At 70.8% G+C, this 24,944-nt stretch carries 20 protein-coding genes; 5 read left to right on the top strand and 15 right to left on the bottom strand.

Going from position 1 to position 24,944, the window contains the following annotated elements; all coding sequences use genetic code 11:
• Positions 1-8: 8 nt before the first annotated feature.
• The gene (locus SNE206_RS14935) at positions 9-437 is read right to left on the bottom strand and encodes a hypothetical protein (protein WP_407913822.1); all 429 of its coding nucleotides are present in this window, start codon (positions 435-437) and stop codon (positions 9-11) included.
• Positions 434-2,425 (bottom strand): hypothetical protein, encoded by a 1,992-nt coding sequence (locus SNE206_RS14930; RefSeq protein WP_407913821.1) that lies wholly within the window; start codon positions 2,423-2,425, stop codon positions 434-436. Before SNE206_RS14930 ends, SNE206_RS14935 begins: the two co-directional genes overlap by 4 nt.
• Positions 2,426-2,482: 57 nt before the next feature.
• Between SNE206_RS14930 and SNE206_RS14925 the strand changes: the two genes are divergently transcribed.
• The 3 genes from SNE206_RS14925 to SNE206_RS14915 all read left to right on the top strand — a co-directional run bounded on the left by SNE206_RS14925 (position 2,483) and on the right by SNE206_RS14915 (position 9,236).
• Entirely contained in the window at positions 2,483-3,490 is a 1,008-nt protein-coding gene (locus SNE206_RS14925) for an ADP-ribosylglycohydrolase family protein (protein ID WP_407913820.1), read from the top strand.
• Between the two features lie 177 nt (positions 3,491-3,667).
• Positions 3,668-5,182, top strand: coding sequence for a lipase/acyltransferase domain-containing protein (locus SNE206_RS14920; protein ID WP_407913819.1), 1,515 nt, complete (start codon positions 3,668-3,670; stop codon positions 5,180-5,182).
• Positions 5,183-5,189: 7 nt separating this feature from the next.
• Positions 5,190-9,236, top strand: coding sequence for an AAA family ATPase (locus SNE206_RS14915; protein WP_407913818.1), 4,047 nt, complete (start codon positions 5,190-5,192; stop codon positions 9,234-9,236).
• Between the two features lie 88 nt (positions 9,237-9,324).
• On the opposite strand, the gene SNE206_RS14910 is transcribed toward SNE206_RS14915, so the two are convergent.
• The 12 genes from SNE206_RS14910 to SNE206_RS14855 all read right to left on the bottom strand — a co-directional run bounded on the left by SNE206_RS14910 (position 9,325) and on the right by SNE206_RS14855 (position 23,028).
• Positions 9,325-9,681: a hypothetical protein gene (locus tag SNE206_RS14910; RefSeq protein ID WP_407913817.1), complete on the bottom strand. Its 357-nt coding sequence runs from the start codon at positions 9,679-9,681 to the stop codon at positions 9,325-9,327.
• 55 nt (positions 9,682-9,736) lie between these two features.
• On the bottom strand, positions 9,737-10,165 hold the full coding sequence (locus SNE206_RS14905) for a hypothetical protein (protein ID WP_407913816.1): 429 nt from the start codon (positions 10,163-10,165) through the stop codon (positions 9,737-9,739).
• Positions 10,166-10,167: 2 nt separating this feature from the next.
• On the bottom strand, positions 10,168-10,710 hold the full coding sequence (locus SNE206_RS14900; RefSeq protein ID WP_407913815.1) for a helix-turn-helix domain-containing protein: 543 nt from the start codon (positions 10,708-10,710) through the stop codon (positions 10,168-10,170).
• 67 nt (positions 10,711-10,777) lie between these two features.
• Positions 10,778-11,260, bottom strand: coding sequence for a hypothetical protein (locus tag SNE206_RS14895; RefSeq protein WP_407913814.1), 483 nt, complete (start codon positions 11,258-11,260; stop codon positions 10,778-10,780).
• Positions 11,261-11,283: 23 nt separating this feature from the next.
• Positions 11,284-13,527 (bottom strand): hypothetical protein, encoded by a 2,244-nt coding sequence (locus SNE206_RS14890; RefSeq protein ID WP_407913813.1) that lies wholly within the window; start codon positions 13,525-13,527, stop codon positions 11,284-11,286.
• A 5-nt stretch (positions 13,528-13,532) separates the two neighbouring features.
• On the bottom strand, positions 13,533-16,145 hold the full coding sequence (locus SNE206_RS14885) for a hypothetical protein (RefSeq protein ID WP_407913812.1): 2,613 nt from the start codon (positions 16,143-16,145) through the stop codon (positions 13,533-13,535).
• Entirely contained in the window at positions 16,145-16,546 is a 402-nt protein-coding gene (locus SNE206_RS14880; RefSeq protein WP_407913811.1) for a hypothetical protein, read from the bottom strand. The genes SNE206_RS14885 and SNE206_RS14880 overlap by 1 nt, the downstream gene beginning before the upstream one ends.
• Before the next feature lie 79 nt (positions 16,547-16,625).
• The gene (locus SNE206_RS14875; protein WP_407913810.1) at positions 16,626-17,732 is read right to left on the bottom strand and encodes a hypothetical protein; all 1,107 of its coding nucleotides are present in this window, start codon (positions 17,730-17,732) and stop codon (positions 16,626-16,628) included.
• Positions 17,732-19,075 carry a ParB/RepB/Spo0J family partition protein gene (locus tag SNE206_RS14870; RefSeq protein WP_407913809.1) on the bottom strand — a complete coding sequence of 448 codons (1,344 nt, stop codon included), beginning with the start codon at positions 19,073-19,075 and terminating at the stop codon, positions 17,732-17,734. The genes SNE206_RS14875 and SNE206_RS14870 overlap by 1 nt, the downstream gene beginning before the upstream one ends.
• Before the next feature lie 34 nt (positions 19,076-19,109).
• Positions 19,110-20,051, bottom strand: coding sequence for a replication-relaxation family protein (locus SNE206_RS14865; protein ID WP_407913808.1), 942 nt, complete (start codon positions 20,049-20,051; stop codon positions 19,110-19,112).
• Positions 20,048-22,513 carry an ATP/GTP-binding protein gene (locus tag SNE206_RS14860; RefSeq protein WP_407913807.1) on the bottom strand — a complete coding sequence of 822 codons (2,466 nt, stop codon included), beginning with the start codon at positions 22,511-22,513 and terminating at the stop codon, positions 20,048-20,050. The genes SNE206_RS14865 and SNE206_RS14860 overlap by 4 nt, the downstream gene beginning before the upstream one ends.
• Complete coding sequence (locus tag SNE206_RS14855) at positions 22,513-23,028, bottom strand: hypothetical protein (protein ID WP_407913806.1); 516 nt, start codon at positions 23,026-23,028, stop codon at positions 22,513-22,515. Before SNE206_RS14855 ends, SNE206_RS14860 begins: the two co-directional genes overlap by 1 nt.
• A gap of 229 nt (positions 23,029-23,257) precedes the next feature.
• Between SNE206_RS14855 and SNE206_RS14850 the strand changes: the two genes are divergently transcribed.
• Both SNE206_RS14850 and SNE206_RS14845 read left to right on the top strand, forming a co-directional pair.
• Complete coding sequence (locus SNE206_RS14850; protein ID WP_407913805.1) at positions 23,258-23,398, top strand: hypothetical protein; 141 nt, start codon at positions 23,258-23,260, stop codon at positions 23,396-23,398.
• Positions 23,395-24,126 carry a hypothetical protein gene (locus tag SNE206_RS14845; RefSeq protein WP_407913804.1) on the top strand — a complete coding sequence of 244 codons (732 nt, stop codon included), beginning with the start codon at positions 23,395-23,397 and terminating at the stop codon, positions 24,124-24,126. The genes SNE206_RS14850 and SNE206_RS14845 overlap by 4 nt, the downstream gene beginning before the upstream one ends.
• A 180-nt stretch (positions 24,127-24,306) precedes the next feature.
• Here SNE206_RS14845 and SNE206_RS14840 read toward each other — a convergent pair whose 3' ends face one another.
• Positions 24,307-24,942 carry a hypothetical protein gene (locus SNE206_RS14840; protein WP_407913803.1) on the bottom strand — a complete coding sequence of 212 codons (636 nt, stop codon included), beginning with the start codon at positions 24,940-24,942 and terminating at the stop codon, positions 24,307-24,309.
• Positions 24,943-24,944 lie beyond the last annotated feature (2 nt).

Below are 24,944 nucleotides of genomic sequence, written 5' to 3'. Positions count from 1 at the left end.
GCGTTATGTCACCCCGGTTCATGGTCTTCACCCCGCCGCCGGCCGGGGAACGCAACAACCGTTCCGGCGGAGCGGCTGCGGATGTGCTCGCGGAGGGCTTCGTTGTCAAGGTGGAGGGCGGCGATCACGGTCGCTGCGGCATCGAGCTTCTGCTGCAACTGAGTGCACTCTGCGGTCTTCGCCTTGAGTTTCCTCATCAGTTCGGCGATCTCGGCGTCGCGCTGGGACTCACCTCGGGTCCGACGGCCGTGTTCGGACACGTAGGCGTCCCAGCCCTCAAGCACCGCCGTGGCCCGGTTCATGGTCGCCCGGCTGACTCGGGCCTCGCGGTAGAGATTCTCCTTCGTGAGCGCCCCGTCCGTGTAGCGCGGGCGACCCTCGACCAGCCGCGCCATGGCTTCGCGCAAGGCCTTCTCCGTCGCCGCTGAAACACTCATGACTCCGCCTTCCGGATCACGGCCTTCACATCGTCCAACTGTTGCTGCAGAGCCGTCCTCCGACACGGGGCGATCTTCGGCTGATCCAGCAGGGCCAGAAGGCTGTTCTGCTCGGCCTCCCAGATGGGGAGGTGTTCTCGTCCGATGACGCTGTTCGCGCATCGGCCGGGCTGGCATCGGTCGATCAGGGGCCCTCGGTGCCCCTCCGGAGCAATGGCATTCTCGAGGCACTTCGCGCCGGTGGGGCTGTTCTCGTCGAACATGCAGTGGTTGAGCTTGCCCAGCCGGATCGAGATCCGCGTCTTGCGGAGGATGTCGTACTCGACCCGGGCGTCACCCTGCCGGGCCTGGGCGGTCCGCCGGACGGTGTCGAAGGCTGCCGTCATCCGTTCGGCACCCGGGCCGAAGCCGATGGTCTTGCCGGAGTGGTAGTCGTCGTAGAACTCCCGCAGCCTGGTGAAGCGGATGTCGTCGACGGCCGAGTCCAGCAGCTTCGCCCAGGCCGTGTCCGTGGCCATGTATCCCTGGGTGGAGCGGTTGGCCAGCGCTCGTGTCGCCGCGTGTTTGAGCTGAAGGCCGAGTGCGATCTCCGCGCTGGGTTCGGTTGCGGTCAGCATGGCCATCGTCTTTCGGAACATGTGGGGCGCCACGTGTCCCTCGGGGATGCTCAGGCCGGTGAAGTCGCTGCGGCTGTTGATCCGTTCGATGAATTTGCTCACCACCTGGCCGCTCTTGAAGCCGGCCTCGGTGTCAACGCTCTCACCGTTGACACCGCCTCCAACGTCGCTGGAGAAGACCAGGTCGGCGTGTCGGGAGATGGCCTCGGCGACTGCGATGGCCTCGGCGACCGGCTCGATGATCCACCAGTGCTCGCGCGGCTGGTTCGGATCGTGCTTGCGCTTCATCGACGTCACCGCTGGCGCCCCGTAGTGCTGGACGACCGAGCCGCGGGTGATCTCGCGGATCTCGCTGTCGCGCATCATCGACAGCGCCGCAACCATCACATAGCAGGCGCCACGTAGAGTGACGCACTCGTCCCGGACGCCCCTGGGTGACAGCCCGGGATGCCATGGGCCGGTGCTGCCGTCCGGGCGGGTGACCGTCGCGTAGGAATCGAGCAGCCCTCCTGGACGCCCCCGGCCCTCGCGCACCGCCTGGAGGATCTTGGCCCGAGCCCGTCCGACGTGGCTTCGGTAACCGGTGAGTGTGGTCAGAGCCCGTTGCTCTCGCCGGATGCCGATGAGGACCCCGAGGAATGACCAGTTCACCTCCAACTCCGGTCCGAGGTCCCCAGGTTGATGTCGATCACAGTAGGCGAGGTAACGCGGAGGGTGGAGCGGGATGATGTTGTCCGGATCGGCGAGATACTCGTCGACAAGACCTTCGAGCCCTGCAGCAGTCTTGGCGGCTGCCTGCTCGACCTGGATGGCTCGCGCCCGCGCCCGCAGGATGTCCGGACCGAAGGTATGGACGTAGGTCCAAGCTGCCTTCACCAACGCTTGCCAGACCTGAGGGTCGATGTTCGGGGTCCGAACGGCCTTGTCGACGGGAAGGTCGGCGACCTGCCGGGCCGACTGACCGGGCCAGGGGTCGCGGGCGAGGCCGCCGCCGGTCAGCAACGGGCCCAGTTGGTGCAGGAGTCGAGCGACGGACACGTAGCTCACCACCCGGCTCGCGCTCGCCTCACCGCGGCGGTGATCAACCCATGCCCGTATGTCGTCGTCCTGCCATTGGGTCAGGTCGGCCGGTAGGCCGCGCTGTGCTGCCCAGGCCGCCAGATGCCTCAGCAGGAACATCGTGTGGAAGACCGAGCTGACCGAGGCCGGCCTGGCCTTGCGATTGATCCCGGCCGCCAGGACAGCAGGGTGACGGGGATTCAGCATCACCATGGCGACTTCGCGAGCCCTCAGGTTCCACACACCCTCCAGGTCGGCGAAATGCGCCCGCCAGGCGGAGGTACTCACGTTGGCCGGCTTGCGGGTGGCCACGAACGACCACATGTCCGTCCGGCCGAAGACGGGGACCTCGACCCCGTCGATCAGAGGGTGCGACTGCAGTACGGGCTCGACGGCACCCTCGATGGGGTCCGCGCCGGACTGGCCCTGCTCCCCGCGAACCGCCGCGCCCAGTGGTCCGCCTGGCTCGACGAGGCCGAGAACCGGCCCCCGCACACCTTCGCCAGCAAGAACGGCTTCGTCGTCGTGGCGCTCCAGGCCGCCTGGGCCGCCATCACCCAGACTCCCGTGCCCGCAGCCGACCCCGCCAACGGCTCCTTCGCCAGCCAGCACCTCCGGCTCGCCCTGGAGAACGCCGTGCGCATCGGCCACGACACCGACACCGTCGCCGCCATCGCCGGAGCACTCCTCGGCGCACGCTGGGGCGGCTCGGCAGTGCCGCTCAACTGGCAGCGCCAGATCCACGGATGGCCCAGCCAGGACGCCTCCGACCTGGTCAGCCTCGCGGTCCTGACCGTGAACAAGGGCCGCGACGACTCCAGCGGCTGGCCGAGGATCGAGCGGATGCCGCACCCGCAGACCGGCGGACAGCCGTTCGCCGTCGTCCACCCGGACGACCCCGGCCTGATCATCGGCAACCTCGCCCAGACCGCCGTCGGCGACGCGCCGATCGACGCAGTCGTCAGCCTCTGCCGCGTCGGATCCGGCCCCATCCTGCGCCGGACCGGGGTCGAGCACATCCAGGTCTGGCTGGTCGACCGCGCCGGAGCCAACACCGATACCGCATTCGTCGTCGACCAGGCCGCGCGCACCGTCCAGCAGCTGCGCCAGGAGGGGAAGCGGGTGTACCTCCACTGCGTGGCGGGTCGCAGCCGCACCCCCGCCGTCGCCGCCCGCTACAGCTGCCTGCTCACCGGCAAGAGCCCCGCCGACGCGCTCGCCGATGTCCACACGGCCCTGGAGTGGTGGCGGCTGGACCACAACCGCGACATGTTCGAAGCGGTTTACCGCCTCGCCGGGCACCATCCCCCGGACCCCACTCCCATCGGTCGGTCGCGCCCCAGCAGCTTCGACCAGCACACGCTCCTGGACTGGTAGCAGCCGACGCAACACCCTGGCTCGGGCGTGAGGACCAAGGGACTCCGACACCGGGCGTCGCGGCTGGCTCCTGGGCGGCTGCAGCCGTTCTCGGCGCGGCCCACGAAGGTGGTGGGTGTGCTTACTTTATCGTCGGGTGGCATGGGACCTCCGGGGGCTGACGGGTACAGCCACGTCATGCCATACACGAGTGCGCCGCCGGTGTTCGATGACCGGACCCGGGATGCCTGCATCGTGGTGCCGGGCATCATGGGCAGCGTCTTGGAGGACACCGCGACGGGCCGCCTGTTGTGGGGCGTGGACCTCGCGATGCTCACCGACCGGGCGGTCGGCGAGGGCTTCCTCGGCGCGCTGCACGCCGATGCTCAGGAGCAGGCCGCCGACGCCGAGACCGTCCGGTGGCACGGCCCGCTGACCCGCATCCGCGCCGCCGAGTTGTTGGCCAAGCCGTGGTGGCTGCCCGTCTTCGAGGGCCTCGACCCCTACACCGACCTGCGTAAGACTCTGCAGAAAGCCACTCTGGCGCCCGACGCGGTGGCGCCGTTCCCCTACGACTGGCGCCTGGCCGTCTCCTACAACGGCGCCCTGCTGGCCCGTGCGGCCCGCGCCCACCTCACCCGGTGGCGGGAGCAGGTGGCCGGCCGACCTGAGTGGCGCGCGGCCGGCGAGCGGCAGCCGCGGCTGCTGTTCGCCGCCCATTCCATGGGCGGACTCGTGGTGCGGGCCGCTCTCGAACAGGACCCGGAACTCGCCGCTGACACCCGCGCGGTGATCACCATCGGAACGCCGTTCCTCGGCTCGGCGAGCACTGTCCTTGCGCTCAACCTCCTGAACGCCGAGGCGAGGCCGACGTGGCTGCAGCGGCACGTCCAGAAGATGGCGACGACGCTGCCAGGCGTCCACGACCTGCTGCCCGGCTACCGATGCCTGGACCGCGGCCTGGACGTGGCGCGGCTCACCCCGGGGGACGTCGCCCGGTTCGGCGGCCACGAAAACCTGGCCGCTCGCTCGCTGGCCGAGCACGCACGCCACCGCGAGAACGGGTTCGCGATGCCCGGGCACCGGGCGATCGTCGGTGAGGCCCAGGCCACCGTGCAGACCTTGGACGAGCAGAAGCGCGCAGGTCTTGCGGTCGCGGTGGGCCGCCACCACGCCTTCGACGTCGGCGACGACGGCGAACTCGTACGCGACCCGGCCACCGGCATCCCCGCCCGGCGCAACACCTCCGGCGACGGCACCGTCCACATCCCGTCCGCCCAGACGGGCACCGAGGCCATCACCTACATGTTCGGCCAGCACGGCACCCTGACCTGCCACGACGAAGTACTGCGCCAAGTGCGCCGCATCGCCCTGGAGCGCCCGCGGGGCACCCGTCTCGGAAGCGACGGCAGCGGCGACGGACCCGGGTTGCAGACCCCTCACCTCGGCGGGACCTCCGGCGAGCCCCTCACCCTCAAAGTCACCGGCCTGGACACCCCCGCGGGCGTCAGCCTGAGTGTCCGCAGCGCCACCACCGGCCGTCCCGGCCACCCACTCACCCTCACCCGCCGGCCCGACGACCCCGACCGGACCATGTGCGCCCGGTTCATCCCCGACGCTCCCGACCTGTACCGCGTAATCCTGGACACGGGAAGCCACGTGCCCATCTCCCAGCTCGTCCTCGTCAGCCCACCCGACACCCGAACCCGGTAACCCACCTATGAGCGCACCCGGCACCCCGCACGCCTCCGACTCCCACCCTGCCCCGGCCGGTGCCAGCACGGTCGAGCTGTTTCCGGTGAACTTCACCGCCTACCGCCACCACCCGCATCTGAAGACCGAGCAGCACGTGCAGGCCATCGCCGACCTGCTCGCCCCATACGGACTGCACCTCACTCCGTGGGACACCCCGCCCCACGAGCGGGACCGGCAGGCAGCCGAGGACCGGCTCAGCAGCTGGACAGGCACAACCGCCTCTTCCAGCAGAGGTAACACGGTGCTCTACTGGGTCGGTCACGGAAGCGCAGACAGCCTCGCCCACCACCGCACCCCGGCCCCGATCGGCGGCGGCGTCAGCGCGCACGACATCGCCGACGCCATCGGCAGCCGCCAGGTCCACCCCGATGCCGCCGACAGTTGGGCGATCGTCGTCCTCGACGCCTGCTTCTCCCGGCGCTTTGCCCGGACCGTTCACGCCGAGCTCCTCACCCGGTACCCCAGCGCGGGACGCTACCTGCTGCTGTCCACCGCCGCCGAGGGCTACGCCGAACTCGGCGACTTCACCCCCGCCCTCGACAGGGCCCTGACCGTTACCTTCCGCGGACAGCCGGCCATCGGCCTGGCCACCCTCGGCGGTCAGCTCGCCCACGATCTCGGCGGCTACCGCGGCGACACCGTCGACGACCACTACGACAAACTCGTGCGCCTGCTCCCCGACGCCGCCACCGCCGTCTCCGCGCCCCTGGATCAGCTCGCAGAAATCCAGGCCGTCATCGACCGGCTCCCCGTCGACGAGCAACGCCACTTCCTCCCCAAGGCAGCCGGCGCCGAAATCGGCGAACTCGCCTGGTACTTCCACGGCCGCACCCTGGAACGCGACCGCATCCTCCACTGGCTTACCACCGCCGCCCACGGCGCCCTGGTGGTCACCGGCCCCGCTGGCGCCGGCAAATCCGCTCTCCTCGGCCACATCCTCCTTCACTCCCGCACCCACCTGCGCGAGGTCCTCGTCCGCCACGGCCACCTGCAACCCCTGCCCGCCGGGACCCCCTGCCCCGACCACCCCTTCGACCTCGTCACCCACCTCTCCGGCCTCACCCTCACCCGCACAATCCAACTCATCGCCCAGGCCGCCGACCTGCCCGACCTCGCCCAGCAGGCCACCGACGGCAGGCCCCCCGCCGACCTCGCCGCCCGACTCATCACCCAGCTGCGTACACGGCAAGTCCCGCTGACTCTCCTGTTCGACGCCCTCGATGAAGCCGAACAGCCCCTCACCATCGCCGACACCCTCCTGCGCCCCCTCGCCGCGCTGCCCACGGTCCGCGTCGTCATCGGCACCCGCCGCTCCACCCACGAGGGCCCCGACCAGCCCGCCCCCGCCGACACCGACATCCTCGACGCCCTGCGGCCCAGGCCCACCTCCCACGGAGCCGGCCCGGTGGGTGGCCACGAAGCCTGGCCGGAAGGACACGTCCAGTGCGTCGAGGTGACCCGGGACCCGGAGGCCCTGGCCGGATATTTGCGCGCCAAACTCGACGCCGCCAAACGCCGCGGCGCCCTGGACGCCGACGACACCCACATCGCGGACGCCGTCCGCCGCCTCGTCACCGACCACCACCACGACGGCGCCGAACCGCAGCAGTTCCTCTACGTCCGCCTCGCTGCCCACGAACTTCTCAACGACCCCCGGCTCATCACCGACCCCGGCCCACTGATCGGCCGCACCCACCGTCAGCTCTTCACCCGCGCCCTCGAGCGCCTCCACCGCACCGACCCCGCCTACACCCCCCTGCTCCGCGCCCTCGGCCTTGCCCAGGGCCGCGGCCTGCCCGACCAGGACGGCATCTGGGCCCGCGCCGCCGACGCCCTCACCCCCACCAACACCCCTGCCGACACCGGCAGCAGCATCCCCGGCCTGCTCCGCGACGCCGCCCCCTACCTCGTCCTCGACCAGGAGTACGACCGCAGCGTTTACCGCCTCGCCCACCGCACCTTCACCGAACACTTCACCACCGCCCCCGACACCCCCCAGGCCCATGCCCTCCTCACCACTGCCCTCACCCACCACGCCCGCCACACCCTGGAGACCCCGGAAACCCACGACAGCGGCACCATCACCCCGCCGCCTCCGGCAGTCAGTCCCTACATCCGCCACCACCTCGCCGCCCACGCCCGCCTCGGCCACACCGCCGGAGCCCTCGACCTCCTTGCCGACCACCCCGACGTGCTCGACACCCTCGACCTCGCCAGCATCACTGCCGCCGCCCTCAACTACGGCCTCCCCTCGAACGCGCTGCCGCCCGCCATCGCCGGAACGGTCCTCCTCCAGCACGAGGCCCAAGGCAGCACAGTCCCTGACCAATCGGGCGGCAGTGCCACCGGGTGGCGCCGGTGGTGGCGCCGACTTGGCACCACCTACATCGACGGGACCCCGCCCTCCACCGAGACCCACACCCACAACCCCGGCGAATGGCCCCCCGCGCTGATCGTCGGCTCCGTGCAGCGACGCCAACTCCACCTGCAACTGACCGGCCACACCGACTGGGTGACGGCGGTGGCGGTGTTCACGGCCGAGGACGGCAGCCCACGCCTGGCCACCGGCAGTGTGGACAAGACGGTGCGGATCTGGAATCCGGCCACCGGTGCCCAGGACGGCGAGCCCCTCACCGGCCACACCGGAGGGGTACGGACCGTGGCGGTGTTCACGGCGGAGGATGGCAGCCCGCGCCTGGCCACCGGCGACAGCGACGGCATGGTGCGGATCTGGAATCCGGCCACCGGCGCCCAGGACGGCGAGCCCCTCACCGGCCACACCGGCTGGGTACGGACGGTGGCGGTGTTCACGGCCGAGGACGGCAGCCCACGCCTGGCCACCGGCGGCGACGACACGAACGTGCTGCTCTGGAATCCGGCCACCGGCGCCCAGGACGGCGAGCCCCTCACCGGCCACACCGGCTGGGTACGGACGGTGGCGGTGTTCACGGCCGAGGACGGCAGCCCACGCCTGGCCACCGGGAGTGAGGACAAGACGGTGCTGCTCTGGAATCCGGTCACCGGCGCCCAGGACGGCGAGCCCCTCACCGGCCACACCGGAGGGGTGGGGGCGGTGGCGGTGTTCACGGCGGAGGATGGCAGCCCACGCCTGGCCACCGGCGGTGACTGGACAGTGCGGATCTGGAACCCCGCTACCAGCACCCACGACGGTGAGCCCCACACCGGCGGGGTGGGGGCGGTGGCAGTGTTCATGGCCGAGGATGGCAGCCCGCGCCTGGCCACCGGCGGCAGCGACGGGACGGTGCGGATCTGGAATCCGGTCACCGGTGCCCAGGACGTCGAGCCCCTCACCGGCCACACCGGCGGGGTGGGGGTGGTGACGGTGTTCATGGCCGAGGATGGCAGCCCGCGCCTGGCCACCGGCGGCAGCGACGGGACGGTGCGGATCTGGAATCCGGCCACCGGTGCCCAGGACAGCGAGCCCCTCACCGGCCACACCGACGGGGTGGGGGCGGTAGCGGTGTTCACGGCCGAGGACGGCAGGCAACGCTTGGCCACCAGCAGCGACGGGACGGTGCGGATCTGGAACCCCGCCACCGGCACCCAGGACGGCGCGCCCCTCACAGAGGACGACGACTGGGTTCGGTCAATGGCGGTGTTCACAGCGGAGGATGGCAGCCCGCGCCTGGCCATCGGCGGTTACGACGGGATCGTGCGGATCTGGAACCCCGCCACCGGCACCAACGATGACCTGCTCTTCACCGGCCACACCGGCTGGGTGGGGGCGGTGGCGGTGTTCACGGCCGAGGATGGCAGCCCGCGCCTGGCCACCAGCGGTTACGACGGGACGGTGCGGCTCTGGAACCCGCGAGCACCCGAAGGGCACACGCTGCCTCTGGCGGACCCAGTTCACGCACTGGCAGCAGGCCACGGCCTGCTCGCCGCAGGCACCCGAGCCGGGTTCCTCGCGGTCGACATCTCATCCGTACAGTCCGACCTGACGAATGCCGTTGGCCCGGGTTCCCCCACCTCAGCTCCGCGAGCGCTATAAGCGACCACCCAGAACCCCCAACGCTGGTTCTGTGGCCGCCTCAACACCGTCACCGCCACCGGAGTTCGGGATTGATCGCCAGGATTGCCTAGGCGCAGTCTGGGGCGGTGTAGGTGATGCCGAGGTCTCCGGCGGAGGCAGCGGCCAGGGCCACGACCTTCCAGATAGCGGCGGGGACGTTCTCCCGGGGGCCGTCGCATGCCTCGGTGAGCAGGTCCACGGTCACGGCCGTGGCCTTGCCATCCGTCCCCTTGGCCGAGAACGTGACCTGCTGCGCCGCCCAGGGGTCCTGCTGGACGCCGGCGAACGTCACCGAGGCGTGGTACGGCTCGTAGGCCCTGCCGCCGTAGGTGAGGGCGAGCGTGCCGGGCCGCAGGTCGATTCCGACCTTGACCTGGGTGTCCTCCTGCACGACGACGGGATCGCCGGTGGCGCTCAAGTCCATGGGTTGGTCCTCTCGTTGGTGGTCGTGGTGCGGCCGGCCGTCGGTTCGCTCGCGATCATGCCAGAGTGCCCCATTGCCCGACTTGGGCGAGCAGCCACTGGGCGCGGTCGAACGCCTTGACCTTGTGTCCGTAGCTCGGCCACTTCAGGTGGGTGACCTCGTGCGCCAGGACCTGGTCGGCCTCGGTGCGGGTCGCGAGGGCGGCCTGCTGCAGGTACAGCAACGGCACGGCGAGACGGGCACTTTCCGGTCCCCGGTAGGCCCTGCCCACCACCTCGACACCGATCTGCTGCCCCGTCAGCCGCGTGTACTTCGCGGCGTCCAGGATCAGCAGGAACCGCAGCCCGGCTGCCCGGGCGAAGTGCGGCGCCCGCGCGCGCAGCCACGGCACGTCGGCCGGCAGGTCCGCCTCGCATGCCGGCAGCGGGCTGCGCAGCGCCCGGGTTCGCGCGATCGTGATGGCGCTCCCGCGCTCGGTGCTCACTCTCATCCCCTCCGCTCTTCGTCCTGGATGGTCTCGATCAGCTCTCTCAGCTCGTCGGGCGTCCGACCCAGGTGGTCGGCCAGGCGCTGCAGCGTCCGCTCGGTCAGCCAGATCGGCGCCGTCGACCGCGCGGACGCCACGCTGCGCTGGTGCGCCTGGCGAACTTCCTCCTCGCTGGTGGCGTACGCCGCGGCCAGGGCCGCGGCGACGCTGTCCTTCAACTCGGTTGTTCGGCCGGCCTCCAGCATGGCCAATGCCCCACGGGACATCTGCGCAGCTGTGGCTGCCGCGCCCGGCCCCAGGCCGCCGGCCTGCTCGCGCAGGGTCCGCAGGTCCGGCTCCTCGGCGGGATCGAGGAGCTCCTTCGTCTGGCATCCGGCTGCTTCCGCGAGGCCAGCCAGCATCTTGGCGTTCGGCGTGCGCAGGCCGGCCTCGTAGTCGTCGAGCACGGCGGGGCGGATGCCGACCCTCTGGGCCAGCTCCTGGCGGCTCAGGCCGGCCTTCGTCCGTTCGGCGGCCAGGCGGTCCGCTCTGAAGCTGCTCACCGAGCGGCGCATCGTGCGGTCCTCCTCGTATCGGTGTGTACATTATGTCACTACGACATTATGTCCGTCACGCGAAGCGTCCGCCCCAGCTGTCCTCGGCCAGCTCCTCCAAGGCTTGCTCCTCCTCCGGGGAAAGCATGTCGACGAAGGTGTCCCAGCGCGCTAGCTCCTCCAGTTCCGCTCCGCCGGCCGGCTCAATTCGGGCCCTCTGGCCTTCGCCGCCCTCGGAGGCGGCCAGACGCAGGACGACGCCGCCGCGGTCGTCGACTCCGGCGGTGTGCCAGTGCAGGGCGCGCCGCCGGGCCAGGCTCAGGTTGAAGACGTAGCCGAACTCCGGTTCGGGGGACAGCCCCCCGCCCACGACCGGCCGGATCCACAGCAGGTTCGCGTCGTCCTCGTCCTCGCGCCAGTGGCGGGCGAGCGCGGCCCGGAAGGCCTCGGTCCCGTCCGGGTCGGTGACGACGATCTGGGCGCCGGCGTCGAGCGGATCGCCGGTGCCGGTGTGGCCGCCTGCGAGCAGGTCGGTGAGTTGGTCAGTCCAGGCATTCATGGCGTCCCCTCCGTGGGTGTGGGTCAGATGCCGACGACGTCGGTGACGGGCTTGCCGCCGAGGTGGGTGATCTTCTTGTCGGCGAAGAACTTCAGGAGCTTGTCGCGGTTGTCCGCGCTGCCGCACAGGACACGACTGGGCGCCTCCGAGCCGAGCAGGTCGATGCCGTCCCTGAACATCACCTCGTTGTTGCCCGCGCTGAACTTCGCGATCTTCATCGGGTCGCTGGTCTGCCCGTAGGTGCTCTTCCCGCTGGCGGTGTGCAGCGCACCGAAGTGATCGCCGTCGTAGGCGTAGTAGTCGCTGCGCTTCATCAGCACCGCCGGGTCGTCCCAGACCAGACGGACACCGTGGCCACTGCTGCCGCCCGCCGGCTTGTCCTTCACCCGCAGGAAGACGCTGTTGGCACCGCCGGAGAACTTGTCCGGGCCCTCGCTCATGCCGACGCCCTTGCTCGTGCCCATGACGGCGCGGCGCTCGGTGGAGGCGAGCACCCCCGTCGCGAACAGGGTGGTGACGTCTCCGCCGCCCATACCGTGCACGAGGCTGCGCCCCTGCCAGGCGCTGGCGAAGGCCTCGGGGTTGCCGGTGACGTCGAAGCGGCTCCACGTCAGCCACCCGCCCGACTTGGTCGGGGTCGGCTGGTAGCCGTGACTCCCGCTCAGCGCGGCTCCATCGGCGAAGCCTGCAGCCTGGCCTACAGCGTCGCGGACCACCGCGACGCGCTTGGGCAGGACGTCGTGGGCGGCCTGCAGCTGGAGCTTCTTCGCGAACGCCGAAAGGCCGGCCTCGTCCATTCCGACGGCCTCGTGGGCGTGGGCGTGGAAGAGCTCCTGGACCTGAAGCTCCTCCAGCCCTCTCGCGACCTCCATTGCCTCCTTGACCTGCGGGTTCGAGGCCAGGCCTTGTGCCTTGATGTTGTTGGCGAGGTACGTCCATTCGCCTTCGCTGGCCGTCATCGGCTTGTTCGCGAGGTGGAGCTGCTCGAGCCGGGAGACGAGCTCGGGCCCGTGGCCGGCCCCGGCGGGGGCGTGGACCTCAAGCTGGCCGCGCATGCTGAACTCGGCCTTTCCTGGCTGGTTGAGGCCGTAGGGCCGGTAGACCGCGCTCCAGCCGTCCCCCATGTCGATGAGGTACTCCTTGCCCGTCGCCTGGGTACGGGACTCGCCGTTCCAGGAAGCCTCGCCAGTGGCCGGGTCCAGAGAGGCGTTGATCCGGCTGGCGTCGCGTAGCTTCGCCGAGAGCTGGCCCGGCTCGGGGTCGGCGGCTGGCGCGGGCACCATCTCGGTCACAGTGGCCATGCCGGTGTGCAGGTAGGGCGTCACCATGGGGATCTTCCCGCCGTCGGCGTAGGTCTGATCTCCCAGTCCGGACTTCGCCTTCTCGGCGATCATCTCCAGCTGCTGCTGGTAGTAGCCGGTCATGGCCGTCTCGTCGGCGGTGGCGCCCTGGGCGGCGGTGGCGACGGCGTCGGTAGCGGCCTTGATCTTGTCGTGGGTGGACTGTGGGACGTCCATGCCGTTCTTCAGCTTGTGGTTCACCGACTTCGCCGCCTGGGCGACGAGCTCGTGCAGGTTGGCCTGCTTGTCGAGGTCCAGCTGGCCGGTGACCTCCTTGGTGACCTCCACCGGAACCAACTTCTCCTCGGACAGCGCGAGCGCGTCCAGGAGCTTCTCCTCGGCTTCCTCGTTCACATGGGCCAGCAGTACCTCGCGGGGGGTGCCGTCGGCGGAGTCGTAGGAGATCAGCGTGGCCGCGGAGTTGAGGAAGTCGGCCCCGCCGACCAGGATCGGCTCACCGATCGCCATCCCCTTGGTCGGGGCCTCCGGCACCGGCGTCAGCGGCTGTTCGGCCGGATCCTCCTCCTCTTCCCTGGGCTCCCGAGGAGCGGGCATCCCATCGCCGGTGGCGGCCGGCCCCTCGGCTCCTTCCAGCCCATCCGGCACGGCAGCCGGGGGCGGCTCGACCGGATCCCACGCGTCCTCGCCGGGCGCGGGCGGCTCGTCCGTGGTCCGGTCCTTCCCCCCGCCGGCAGATGCCGGTGGCTCGGCGATCTCAGGGGGCATCCCCAAGCCGGCCATTGGCTGCGGCGTTGCGACGCCAGCCCCGTCGCCGAAAGGCGCGTTGAACAGGTCCGCGATCAGCTGGGCCGCCTCGGCCGGGCTGGGCTGCTCGGCAACTGCCGCAGGTGCCGGCGGGTCCAGGGTCGCCGCGGTGGACGGGGCGACCGTGTACGACTGGTGCGTGGACTTGGAGTTCGTTCCCATCGAGGTCAGCTCCCGTGCTTGAGGGCGGCGGCGGAGGACAGCTTCAGCTGCTTGGTGAAGAAGTCGGCGAAGTCGGCACGCAGGGTCGCCTTGCGCTCGCAGGCGTGGTCCAGGAACGCCTCGGCGATCTGCGTGTGCGTCACCTCAGCTGCGGCGATGCCGTGCTGCTTGGCGGCCCGGGCCCGCATCTTCGGCACCCAGTGCAGACCCGCCTTCGCGCCCTGGTGCGCGGTGTCGTGGAGCACGGCCCGCCACTGAGCGTCCGGGATCGCCTCGAAGGACTTGATGACCGGGTGGGCGACCGCGGGGTTCACCTTCACCCCCGCGGCCAGGCTGCCGCCCATGAACGCCGAGTACAGCTGCTGCTGGACCGGCACGGAGCCGTACCCGCTGTTCGGGGCGTAGCCGAGATCGAGCTTGTCCTGCCCGAAGAACTTGAAGGCCTGCCCCCGGTCGATGTTGACCAGGCCGCCCGACGGCGTCTCGAGCATGTTCTGGGCATGGCCGTCGTGGTCACCCACCAGCCACGCGCCGACGTGGTAGCGCACGATCGAGTCCACCTGGCCCTGCGTCCAGGACAACGGACTCCCGCCGAGTGTCTTGGCGCCCTTGACCATCGGCTGGATGCAGCCCGGCTGGCCGCCGATCGCCTTCTGGTAGACCGGCACCGAGGGGACACCGCCCAGATCCAGAGCGTGGGAGGCCGCTGCCTCCGCGGCCGCACGGGCGCCGCTGGCCTGCTTGTCCGGCTTGAACAGCCACATCCCCCCGTCCGGGCCCTGGTGCAGGGTCTTGCTGTGCGCACCGCCGAGCGCCGCGGACTGCGCCGGCCCGAACGACATCGCCGCGACCTGCGCGGACTCCACGCGCTTGGGTAGATCGGAGGCGTTGGCGCCGGCCATCTGCAGCGCCGCGACCAGCGCCTTGTTCTTGGCCGCGAACGCCCCACCTGCCGCGCCGGCCGACGCCTGCTTGAGGTTGGCGGGCTTCGCGGCAGGGGTGACCGGCGCCCCCGTGAGGGTGGCTCCCGCGCCCGTCGCCGCGGCTGCCGGTGCTGCGGAGATGGGCGCTGTCGGCGCGGGCGGAGCCGCCGCGGCCTGCGTCGCCTTGGCAGCCTTCTTCTTCTCCGCCTGCTCGGCGGCGAAGTTGACCTGCGACGGGTTGAAGCCGGGGTGGAGGTGGCCGGTGATGAACTTCTGCACGTGCGCCCGCGAGGCCTTGCCGGCCGCGGTCATGCCGAGCTCCTCGGCCACTTCACGCAGGTGGGCGAGCTTCTGCTGCTTCGCCCACGCGTTGAACGCCTCCGTCTCCTTGTACGGATCGACGAAGTTGTCTTTGTCCAGGCCGGGATGCTGCGTCGTCAGATCGGCCGGCGGCAGCACCACCTGCCCAGCCCAGGACTTCACCGCCGCCTGGGCGTCGTACAGTTTTCCGGTGCTGGCGGCCCACGCGGCGGCGGTCTTGACCGCCTCGCTGTGCTGTTCAGCTGTCCCCTTCCCGAGGGGGCCGAGTGTGAGCGCGCCGTTGGTGTCCTTGCCGACCGGGAGGTAGCCGCTCATTGCGGCGTCGAGAGCATCGAGCTGTGCCTGCCGCTTCGCGATGCCGTCTTTGACCATGTTGAGCGTGGCGTCGTCGGTGTTCGGCCGGATCAGCTTCACCAGCTGATGTCCGCTCACGAGGCCGGCCTGCTGCTTGGTGATCAGGCCGGCGTCGATCGCCTCCTTGGCCGCCAGCTGCGTGTTGTAGGCCTTCACCCAGGCCTTGTCCAGGTAGGCGTCGACATCCTGGTGGGCCTTCGCCTTCGCCGCCTGCAGGTCGTCGCCCATCTCGGGGCACTCGGCGCCGGCGAGGTGCCGCTCCGCCTTCAGCAGCGCCGCCAGCTGCTCGCCGTTCACCAGCTGGGGCTTGTCCGGCAGCCCGTCCATGGCCGTAGCGAGCGAGGCCTGGGCCTGCTGGACCTGCTCGGGCGTGGCCTGCCAGGTGCCGCCCGTGTGCGGCATCGGTGTGCCTTCGAGCTGGTGGACGTCCGCCAGCGTCAGGCCGCCGTAGGTCTCGCCGGCCAGCAGCTGCTGGTAGCGCTTGTGGGCGGCGGCCTGGATCGCGGCCTTGGACTTGATGTCCTGCTCGTAGGCCGGGTCGAGCCAGTGCACCAGAGGGTGCTGCCCCTTGCCGGACAGACCGACGAGCACCGGGTGTTCGAAGCCCTTAGCTGCGGCGATCTGCTGGAGCTCCTCGGCCGGGAGCGCGGTCAGGTACGCCAGGGAGGCGGCCTTGATTTCCTTGAGCTTCTCGGCGATCTCCTCCTCCGACGCGCTGGCGGCCTTCATGGCCTCTACGGCTTCGCGAGCCGCTTTGATCTGTTCGGCGAACTGGTCGAACTTCTCGACCGGGTCCTCCGGCACATCGAGTAGCGGGTAATTCGGGTCTGTCTCCCAGTCCACGCCGCCGGCGCCGATCAGCGACGCGAGTTCCGTGGCCAGGACGAAGTTCGCGGCCGCTTGCGCGTACTCCTCGCTGATCGCGCCGCTGTCCCCGGGCTGGACGTCGTTGTCGCCACTGTCCGCGCCGGACGGGGCGACGGTGTAGCTCTGGTGGCTGGCCTTGGAGTTGGTGCCCATCAACCCTCCCCGCGGTCGGGGAGGTCCGGCAGCACCTCGGCGAGGAGCTCGTCGAGGACGAGCCCGGCGGCGTGAGCGAGGTCGACGGCGCCCTCGGGCGCGTCGACGAAGTCGACGGCCACCGTGGAGCTCTGTTCGGCCCAGCGATCCAGCAGTTCCGCGGTGACGCCGTCGGCCAGCAGCTCGCGCCACGGGTCGGCGGACTCGAAGGCCATTGGCACCCACACGAGGTGCACCGGGGCGTTGGTTCCGGGGCGCTGATCGAGGCCGACGACCGCCACCGGGTCCAGGGGCGCGCCGAGGGCCGGGAGCCAGACCGACAGAACGGCCAGGCGCCAGTGGTCGGTGGCCCCGTCGGGGCCAGGGGCTGTGGCCGCTGGTGCAGGGTGGGGCTGTGACATCGGGACTCCTTTCCTCTTTCGCCCCTCCATAGATGGCGGCCAGGGACGCGGTGTGACCGCGGCCGGGAAGTTTCCCGGATCACCTCCGCGGCAGGAGCGAGGACATGTAGCGGACGGTGGCGGCGAAGGCGTCGCCAGGCCGGGCATGGATGTCCTCACGGCCGTTCGCCGTCATCACCGCGCCGTGCAGCGCGTACTGGTGGGGGTTCTGGCTGATCAGCGTCAGCCTGTCGCCGAACAGAGCGACGGCCTGGGCGATCCGGTCAGCTCGGGACAGGCCCGTGAGCAGGACCGGCAGGTCCTCGGGGAGGTTCTCCGCCAGCCAGTACAGGCCCGGCAGCGCCCAGGAGTCCCAGTTGTTGTTCTCGCGAACGGTCTGCAGGTTCACGGCGATGCCCGGTGCGGGGACGTCGTCGAACCAGGAGCGGTAGCGCTCCAGGTCCTCCAGCCGGTACCAGTACACGTTCGGCACCGCCACGGCCCCGGCCTCGTGGAACTCCTGCGCGATCATGAGGCAGCGGCGCATGTTCAGCAGGTGCTCGGCCCGCGGCCAGTTGCCGTAGATCGAGTAGTTCGGCGACAGGATCACGTCCCAGTTCTGCGAGGCGAGCTCCTCGACCAGCCCGTCACGGCGCCGATAGGACCAGAACGCCTCCACCAGCGGATCCTCTCCGTAGCCGACCAGCACCGCCTTCTGCTGCTCGCCAAGTCCGAGGACCTGGCGCGCGTCCTTGCCGACGAAGCGCGGGTAGATGGTGTGGGTATCGGGGCTGAAGACCCGGCGCAGGCCGACGCCGTACGCGGGCCAGCGCAGGCTGGCGTCCAGCGCGGTGACGGAGCTGCCGTCGGTCATGGGGATGAACGAGGGCAGCTGCGGGAGCTCGCCCTCGACGCTCAGGTCGTCGAAGGCGAGGGTGCCGCCGACATCGTGCATCCAGGCGGCGATGTCGGTCCGGGAGCCGCAGCGGATCGGGCAGCTGCCACAGGCACCCGCAGGGGAGCCGGCCTCGGTGGCCGCGCAGCCGCAGTAGCTGCAGTCGGCGTTGCTGCCCGAGCACAGCGGCTCGACGGTGGCCGGCCCGCCGCGGCCGTCCAGGCCCATCCAGAACGCGCAGCGGGTGCAGTCGCAGCCGCGGCCGGGTAGCGGAACTCCGACGGTGGGCATGGGCAGGGAGATGCTGGTCATCAGGCTGCTACCTCCTGGGAAGCGGGTACGGTGGCGTCGGCGGCCAGGAACGGTTCGAGTTCGCGAAGCGCCAGGCGCAGCGACCCCTGGTCGTAGCGGCCGAGATCGTGACCGGTGCGCAGGTCGGCGAGCAGCGCCCGCAGGGAGTCGAGCGTGGCGCGGACGACGGCCTGGTCGACCAGCGAGCGCTGCTCCGTTGGCGTGTCCAGGGTCTGGCCTTCTGGCAGTTCGCCGTCCGGCCCCGGCCTAGCGGCCGACGCTTCGACGACGTACGACAAGGACTGCGGGGCTTCGCTGCCCGCCAGCTCGCGGTCTTCCGGGTTGTCGCTGTGTTGCCCGTTCGCTTCCTCGCCGGCGGGGACACGGCTGAGTTTCGCCCGCCGGCCGGCGTTGGCGTTGTCGAACCGCTCGCTGGCGGCGTCGACGATGGCGCCGGCGTTGTCGAGGCCGAGCTGGGCCAGGCCGATATCGACGGCGCTGGGCAGCAGGTGGAGCCGACCGGTGTTCTTGAGGGAGGCCCAGATCCCGGCTGCGGCGTCGGCGCGGCCGCGCTGCAGCCGGGCGTAGCGGATCCGCGTGTTGAGCCGGACGCCTGCTTCGTCCATCTCCTCGCTCAGGTCACGCGGCAGCTCCTTGAAGGCGCGCACGAGCTCCATCGCCTTGCGCTCGCTCAGCTGCAGGCCGAGTCGGGTGAGGACCTCGCTCCACGGCGCGGCGCAGCTTCGGTCCCCGCCGCGGATCTTCTCCAGGGCCTGGAATCGCTCGACGGCGTCGGTGATCTCGTAGACCTCGCGCGGCACGGGCTTCCCGGCGCGCAGCAATTTGCCGACCAGGACCGCGCAGCGCTGGTACATCAGCGCGACAGCCTGCTCGGCGGGCTTGAGGTCCTCCCGGGCGAAGTTCTCCACGAACCGCCAGGTCGAGCGCTCCTCGTCCGACAGCGGGCCGGGGCACACGATGGCGGGGATGGCCGCGAAGTGCGGGTTGTCGTCGAGGTGCAGGGCGCCCCAGCGCATGGCGCGCAGCCGACGCTCCCCGGAGACCAGCCGCATGGCCGGCGCGCCGCCGCCGGGGTTCGGCGTCTCCTCGACGAGCACCGGCTCCAGGAGCCCGACCTCGCTGATGGAGGAGATCAGGTCGGCGAGCTCGACCGGGGCGGTCGCGTCGCCGGGCTGCCGGCCCTGGGGCTCGGTGTAGGCGCTGCCCGGCCCGCGCAACGGCAGCATCACGAACCGCCGCTGCGCCAGGCGGGTGTGGCGCTGGAGGATCTCCGCCAGGTGGATCATGCTGACACCGGCGGAGCCGGGCGCGAGGTCTGGGCCGAGGTCGCTGGTCGTCGTCACAATGCTGCCCTCCTTGTACGGGTGGTGCTGGTGCTCAGCTCTCGGCCTGCGGACGCAGGAACATGTCGGTGGGCGGCTGGTTGCGCAGCAGCGGCTTGAAGATCGGGGCGAACGGACCCTGCTCGCGGAGCTTGGCCAGTGTGGTGACGCCGACGGACAGCTGCGCCGCCAGCGCCGACAGGCTGGGGTTGGCGCCGGTCAGTGCGCCGAGGTCGTTGGTGCGGGAGCCCAGGACGCGCTGGGACGGATGGTCCAGCACGATCAGCAGCCGCGGGAAGCGGGAGTAGGTGCTCTGCCAGGCTGGCCGGCTCCTGGTCGAGCGGCGGGCACGGTCGTGCTCCTGCGGGATGTAGTCGTAGTACCGCCCGTACGCGGCGACCTTGTCCGCGAGCCGGGCGACGGTCATGGTGCAGCGGTCCAGCTCGACGAAGGCCCGAAGCAGCGTGCGGCGGCCATCGCCGACGACGTGCGTGTAGTCCAGGACGGCGTCGGAGATGACGTGGTCGTCCTCGAAGCGCCGCTGGCCGTCCCGCATGCGGTGGGCGACCTCCGGCATCCAGTCCAGCGGCCCGCACTCGTGGCCGGCGTTGCGCGCGTGCTCCACCATCGCGATGCCGACCTCGTTCACCGCCAGGGTGTGCGCCTGGCGGGGCCCGGTCGCGGTGGCAGTGGTGGTGCGGTGCTGGCGGGTGACGCTCTCCTGCGAGCCGTCCATGTGCAGGTAGCCGTCCTCGGTCAGGAACCACAGGAACTGGGCGTGGCGGGGGTTGCGGTGCAGCGCACGGACACGCTCGACCAGCCCGGCGTCCTCCAGACGCTTGAGCTGGCCCAGCAGATAGACGGGCCGCTGCGCCTGGGGCTGGAGCAGCCGGTGCAGCTGCTGGGTGGTCATCAGCCGGTGCTGGTACAGCACGGTCATGGCCTGCTGGGCCAGGCGGGCCATCGTTGCGGGGCGGTGAAGGGTGGCGGCGTTCATCCCAGATCAGTGCTCCATGCCTCGTCGGCGTCGTCGGGGCGGTCGTACTGCGCCTGCTCGGGGTCGACGGCCGCGGTCGCGATCGCGCTGCCGGGCGCGCCCCCGGTCCGGCCGGGAGGCTTCCGGCGCGGCCGGTCGGTGGGTTCGGACTCGATGTCGTCGGCTGCGGCCACCCGCGCGGAGACCCTGACCGGGGTCAGGTACTGGGTGACGCCGTCGAAGATCCGCTCGTCGAGGGTCTCCAGCTCGGCGAGGATCTGTCCGACGGGGCGCCGCTTCAGGTTGCTGTTCAGCGCCTCCTGCAGACGCTCGGCGCCGTCGGGGTTGTCGTAGAGGGCGTACGCCTCCTCGACGCTGGCGCCCCGCACCCGGAACGGGTCGGACATGCCGCTGCCCCGGTTGACGGACATCACGTAGTGGTAGGGCTGCAGCTTGACCACGGTGTTCGGGTCGACCGCCCCGCCCCACCGCTTGGTGACCAGCGCGGCCTCCTCGACGTCGGCCGCGGTGGTCGACAGGATCGACAGATTCTGCAGCAGCCCGGCCCGGGTGGTCGGGGTCAGACGCTGCATCATCTGCGTCATCGCCAGCAGCTTGACCATGTACTTGCGCAACTGCTCGGTGATCGCGGCCAGGTGGCCCTTCGACGCGCCGTCCACCGCGGTGAGCTCGTCGATGAACGTCCAGAACGCCCGGCGCTGCGAGGGGTGGATGTTGCGGCGCGACAGGCCGGCCCGGAACAGGTCGTAGATCAACAAGCACGAGATGATCCGGTCGGTGTCGCTGCTGCCCTCCGGGCAGATGAACACGATCTTCCCCTCGTCCATCGCCCGTCGGATGTCGTAGGTCGACTCCGGAGAGCCGAGGAACGCCTTCAGCGCATCGCTGCTGTCCAGACGCTCGATGATGTTCGTGACCACTGGCGCGGCCTCGCCGGGGTATTTGGGGAAGCTGTTGCGCCAGAAGGCCTGGAGGCGGGCCGGCAGATAGGAGACGACGAGCTTGCGCCAGTCCTCGTCCATCAGGATCGTCTGGATCTGGAAAACCGTCGGCGCGAGTTCCGGGTGGCCGGCCTCGGCGAACCTGTAGGACAGGTACGCCAGGGACTGCACCGACCGGGTCAGGATCGTCTTTGCGCGGCCGCTGCTGTCGCCCCAGTTCAGGGCGGAGGAGAAGGAGTCGACGATCGCTCCGACCACCTTCGGGATGTCCTTCGCCCGCCGGCCCTGCATCGACAGCGGGTTCCAGGACGCGACCATCGCGTCCGGGTCGGTGATCGACAGGTCGATCTCCCACAGCCGCTCGTACAGCCCCTCGTGCGACAGGAACCGCTGCGCCTTGCCCCAGCCGTCGCCGTGCGGGTCGAGGAACATCACCCCCTGGCCGCTGTGCGCGAGCGCGATCGCCTGGATCAGGGACATCTCCGTCTTGCCGTAGCCGGACTTGCCCAGGAACAGGCCGAACAGCACCCACTGCAGCGGCACGCCGACCAGGAACTCCCGGCCGTCGGCCCCGGTCGTGAAGCCCAGCGGCAGCAGGTCCCGCTGGCCGGTGTACTCGACCAGGTCCCCTGGCGGCAGCGGCACGCTCGCGTCCGGCAGCTTGGCGTGCGCGTTGTGGACCGTGGGCGGCTTGAGCAGCCCGGCGATCTCCGAGCCGTTGACCCAGCGCCGACGGCCGCGGGGGGAGAACTCCCCGGTGGCGAACCGCCGGTCGAACTGGTGCCGGTACAGCACCGAGTCAGCCCCCACCCGGTGCACGAGGAGGTTGAGGCCGACCTCTTTCCACTGGTTGTCGCCGCTCCAGACCTCCAGCGCCGTGATGATCTCGTCCAGCAGCATCAGCTCCCGGCCCTCGGCCCGGGACGAGGCCCGCACCAGCAGCTGGAACGCGAAGACCGGCTCCTTCGGCTCATGCGGCATGTACTTGCCCAACACCGCGGTCATGTCGGCACGCACCGACAGGCCCTCGCTGTAGACGCCGGAGCCGCCGCGCCCGCCGCCGGAGGAGCCGGACTGCTTCACCTCCCGTGCCACCTGCGCCATCACGCCGCCGATGTCGATCGACCCGCGGCCGCCGTGCGGCATGCCGGGCAGGATCGGCTCGGCTCCGCGGCCACGGCGCCCGGAACGCAGCAGCTGCTTGCGACGGCGGTTGAGCTGCTCCGCGGTGACGGGGATCAGGTCGAGCACGACATCCGCCTGCTCTCCGTCCTCCTGGTTCACCGAGCTCAGCGCCGCGGTGATGCCCTGCAGGGGATCGGGTCGCAGGGGAACCCGTCGCAGCGCGAGGTGGTCGGGCATGGCCAGGGTGAGCTCGGCGCGGGCGACGAACTCCCGGTGAGGACCGTCTTCGTCCTGCTCCGGCGCGTCAGCGAGTATCGCGTCGAGCCCGGTGGGGGACTCGTCCTCGGGGCTGCGGCGCTTGGCCAGTGAGATGACGTTGGACAGGCTGCTGCTCATCAGGCGGCCACCCCGGTGGTCTCGAGGTCCGCCGGGCCCTCGAAGGTGATGGTGACGCCCGAGGCGGCGGCCAGCTCCCGCTCGGGGTCGCGCAGCTCGCAGCCGACGTAGGCGTGACGGCTGATCAGGGCCAGGGTGCGGCTTCGGGCTTCCACCCTGTAGGCGGGCGGGCCGCCGCTCGAGGTCAGGCGGATCCGCACCGCGGTGGCCCTGCGGGGTGTCAGGTGCCAGCGGGAGGCGCTCGCCTGCGCGCGGGCGAGCTGATGGACGAAGCGCAGTATGTCCTCTTCTCCTGGGTCGAAGCCGGGCCGGGGCAGGAACTCCACGCCGGCCCGGTCGGCGAGTGCGCGGCGGGCCAGCAGCATCTGCCCGGCAGCGAGCAGGAGCAGCACCGGCACGGCGACCAGGACGATGCCGGGGAGATTGGCCGCCACCGCTGTGCCGGCGGTCTGCGCGAGCTGGGGGGCGTGCGAGGCGGCACCGAGAATGGAGTCGATCACTTCGACGACGGTCATGCGGATGTCCTTTTTCTGAAGGCCCCGGCGCCGGTGCGCGGGGCGGAACTGGCCTGTCGCCTCTCCATAGATGGCGGCGGGGAGGCTGGTGTGACCGTGAAGGCGAAGAAGTTCCGGAGGTGGTCATACCGGATCAGCGGAGTGCCGGACTGCGGGCCGCGGTGGCTGGTAGTCATGGACCTACGGTCCGGCCGGGTCGCCCGGGGACTGTGCAGGAGGGGCGGGTCAGATGAGTGCACTGATAGAGACACATTTCAGGCACAGGCGCCACGCGTGGCTGATCGCTGCGGCCACCAAGCTCAGTGCCGGGCACGCCCAGACAGACCTCGCCGTGCCGCGCGACTCGGCCCGGACGGGGATCGACGCGTGACCGCGCCCACCCACGTCTACATCGTGACGCACAGCGCCGCTTACGTCGGAAAGGTCGGGATCGCCGCCCTGGACTCCCGACGGATCGACCAGCACCGGAACGAGGGCTGGCACCTCTACCGCGCCGTGCTGCTCCCTACCCGGGAAGCCGCAGAGCAGGTGGAACGGGACGTCCTCCGGGCACTGCGAGCCCATGGTCTGGGTGCACGCATGCCCGCAGACCGCATGCCGCAAGGCGGCCATAGCGAGACCGTGAACCTCGACGAAATACCAGCGGCGGACCTGTGGCAGCTGGTGGTCGCGGCAGTCGACGATCTGCAGGACCAGACGGACCTGTCCCGCGTCGTGCTGTTCCTCGCCCACAAGGACCACGCCGACTTCCGCTTCATAGTCGTCGGGACGGACGAGCCACGCGGGCCGTCCATGCAGAGCCCTGAATGCGCCGACGGAGAGGAACTCGCCGCCAGCGGATGGCAGGTGTGCACCGCGAACATGACCGCCGCCGCAGCGGACGCCGCGCTGCGCGGTCTCAGGGAATGGGCGGCGGCCACGGCCGGTGTGATCGAGGACAGAATGATGCGGATCGTCGACTGCCCGGTGCCGCTGCTCCGTAACGCCTACCTGCTGGTTAGTCAGGACCCGGAGGAGCAGGTCAGGCAGGCGCGCATAGCCCTGGACGTGCCGCTGAACCCGGTGTTCGTCGACGCCCCGTACGAGGACTACTACTGACGGTGGCCGGCGCGTGCCGTCTGCCGACCGCGGCGGGTGGTGGACGCCCGCCGCGGTCGGACCCCGTGGCAGGGACACTGAGTGCCCTACAACGGAAGGGCTCAGTACCCGCCGGTGACGACGTCCAGGTTCTTCACGCTGGATGGCCGCTTGGCCGTCCTCGATGCTGGCCAGCCGCTCCTACGACGCGTTGACCGGCTGCCAGCTGCCGTCGGAGGCTTGGGCAAGCACGATGGTCATGGTTTGGCGCTCCTGTGCCCGGCCGCCCGGGTCGGTGCCGGCGTACACCAGGTGGGCGTCGACCTGGCTGCTGCTGGCGTGACGGCGTGCGATGCCGGCCTGGACGCGGACGTGCGACCAGGCGGTCGTGGCGGCCTGGCCGCCGAAGTAGGAGGGGAAAGCGGGGCGGCCCTGGCCGGTGAGGTCGGCGAGGAGGACCTGGTTGGCCAGGGCGACGAGCTGCTTCTCCTGCGCGGCCGGGAGATCGGCCGGCTGGGTCTGCTCGAGGACTTGCTGCAGGTAGCTGTCGGGCATGTCGCCGGCGAGCAGGTCGGCAGGCGTGGTCCGGGGAGCGTTCGGCGATGCGCTGCGTGCCGCGGGTGTGGGCGAGGTCGCGCGGGATGCCTGCGCAGCCGGAGCTGGGACGGTCTGGACGCTCGTGCTGGCGGTGGGCTGCGCGGACAGTGCGACGGGCAGCGCAGCCTGGCCCCGGGGCTGCCCGTTGGGAAGGAGCAGCAGAGTGGCTGCGAGGGCGAGCAGCGAGGCCGAGGCGATGAACGGAAGGCGGGCGCTGCGGGGGGCCGGGCGGTTGGTCATGG

It is taken from the genome of Kitasatospora sp. NE20-6 (assembly GCF_045862635.1).
The sequence above is the reverse complement of the archived record's forward strand: the minus strand, read 5'-3'. Positions and strand labels throughout refer to the sequence as shown.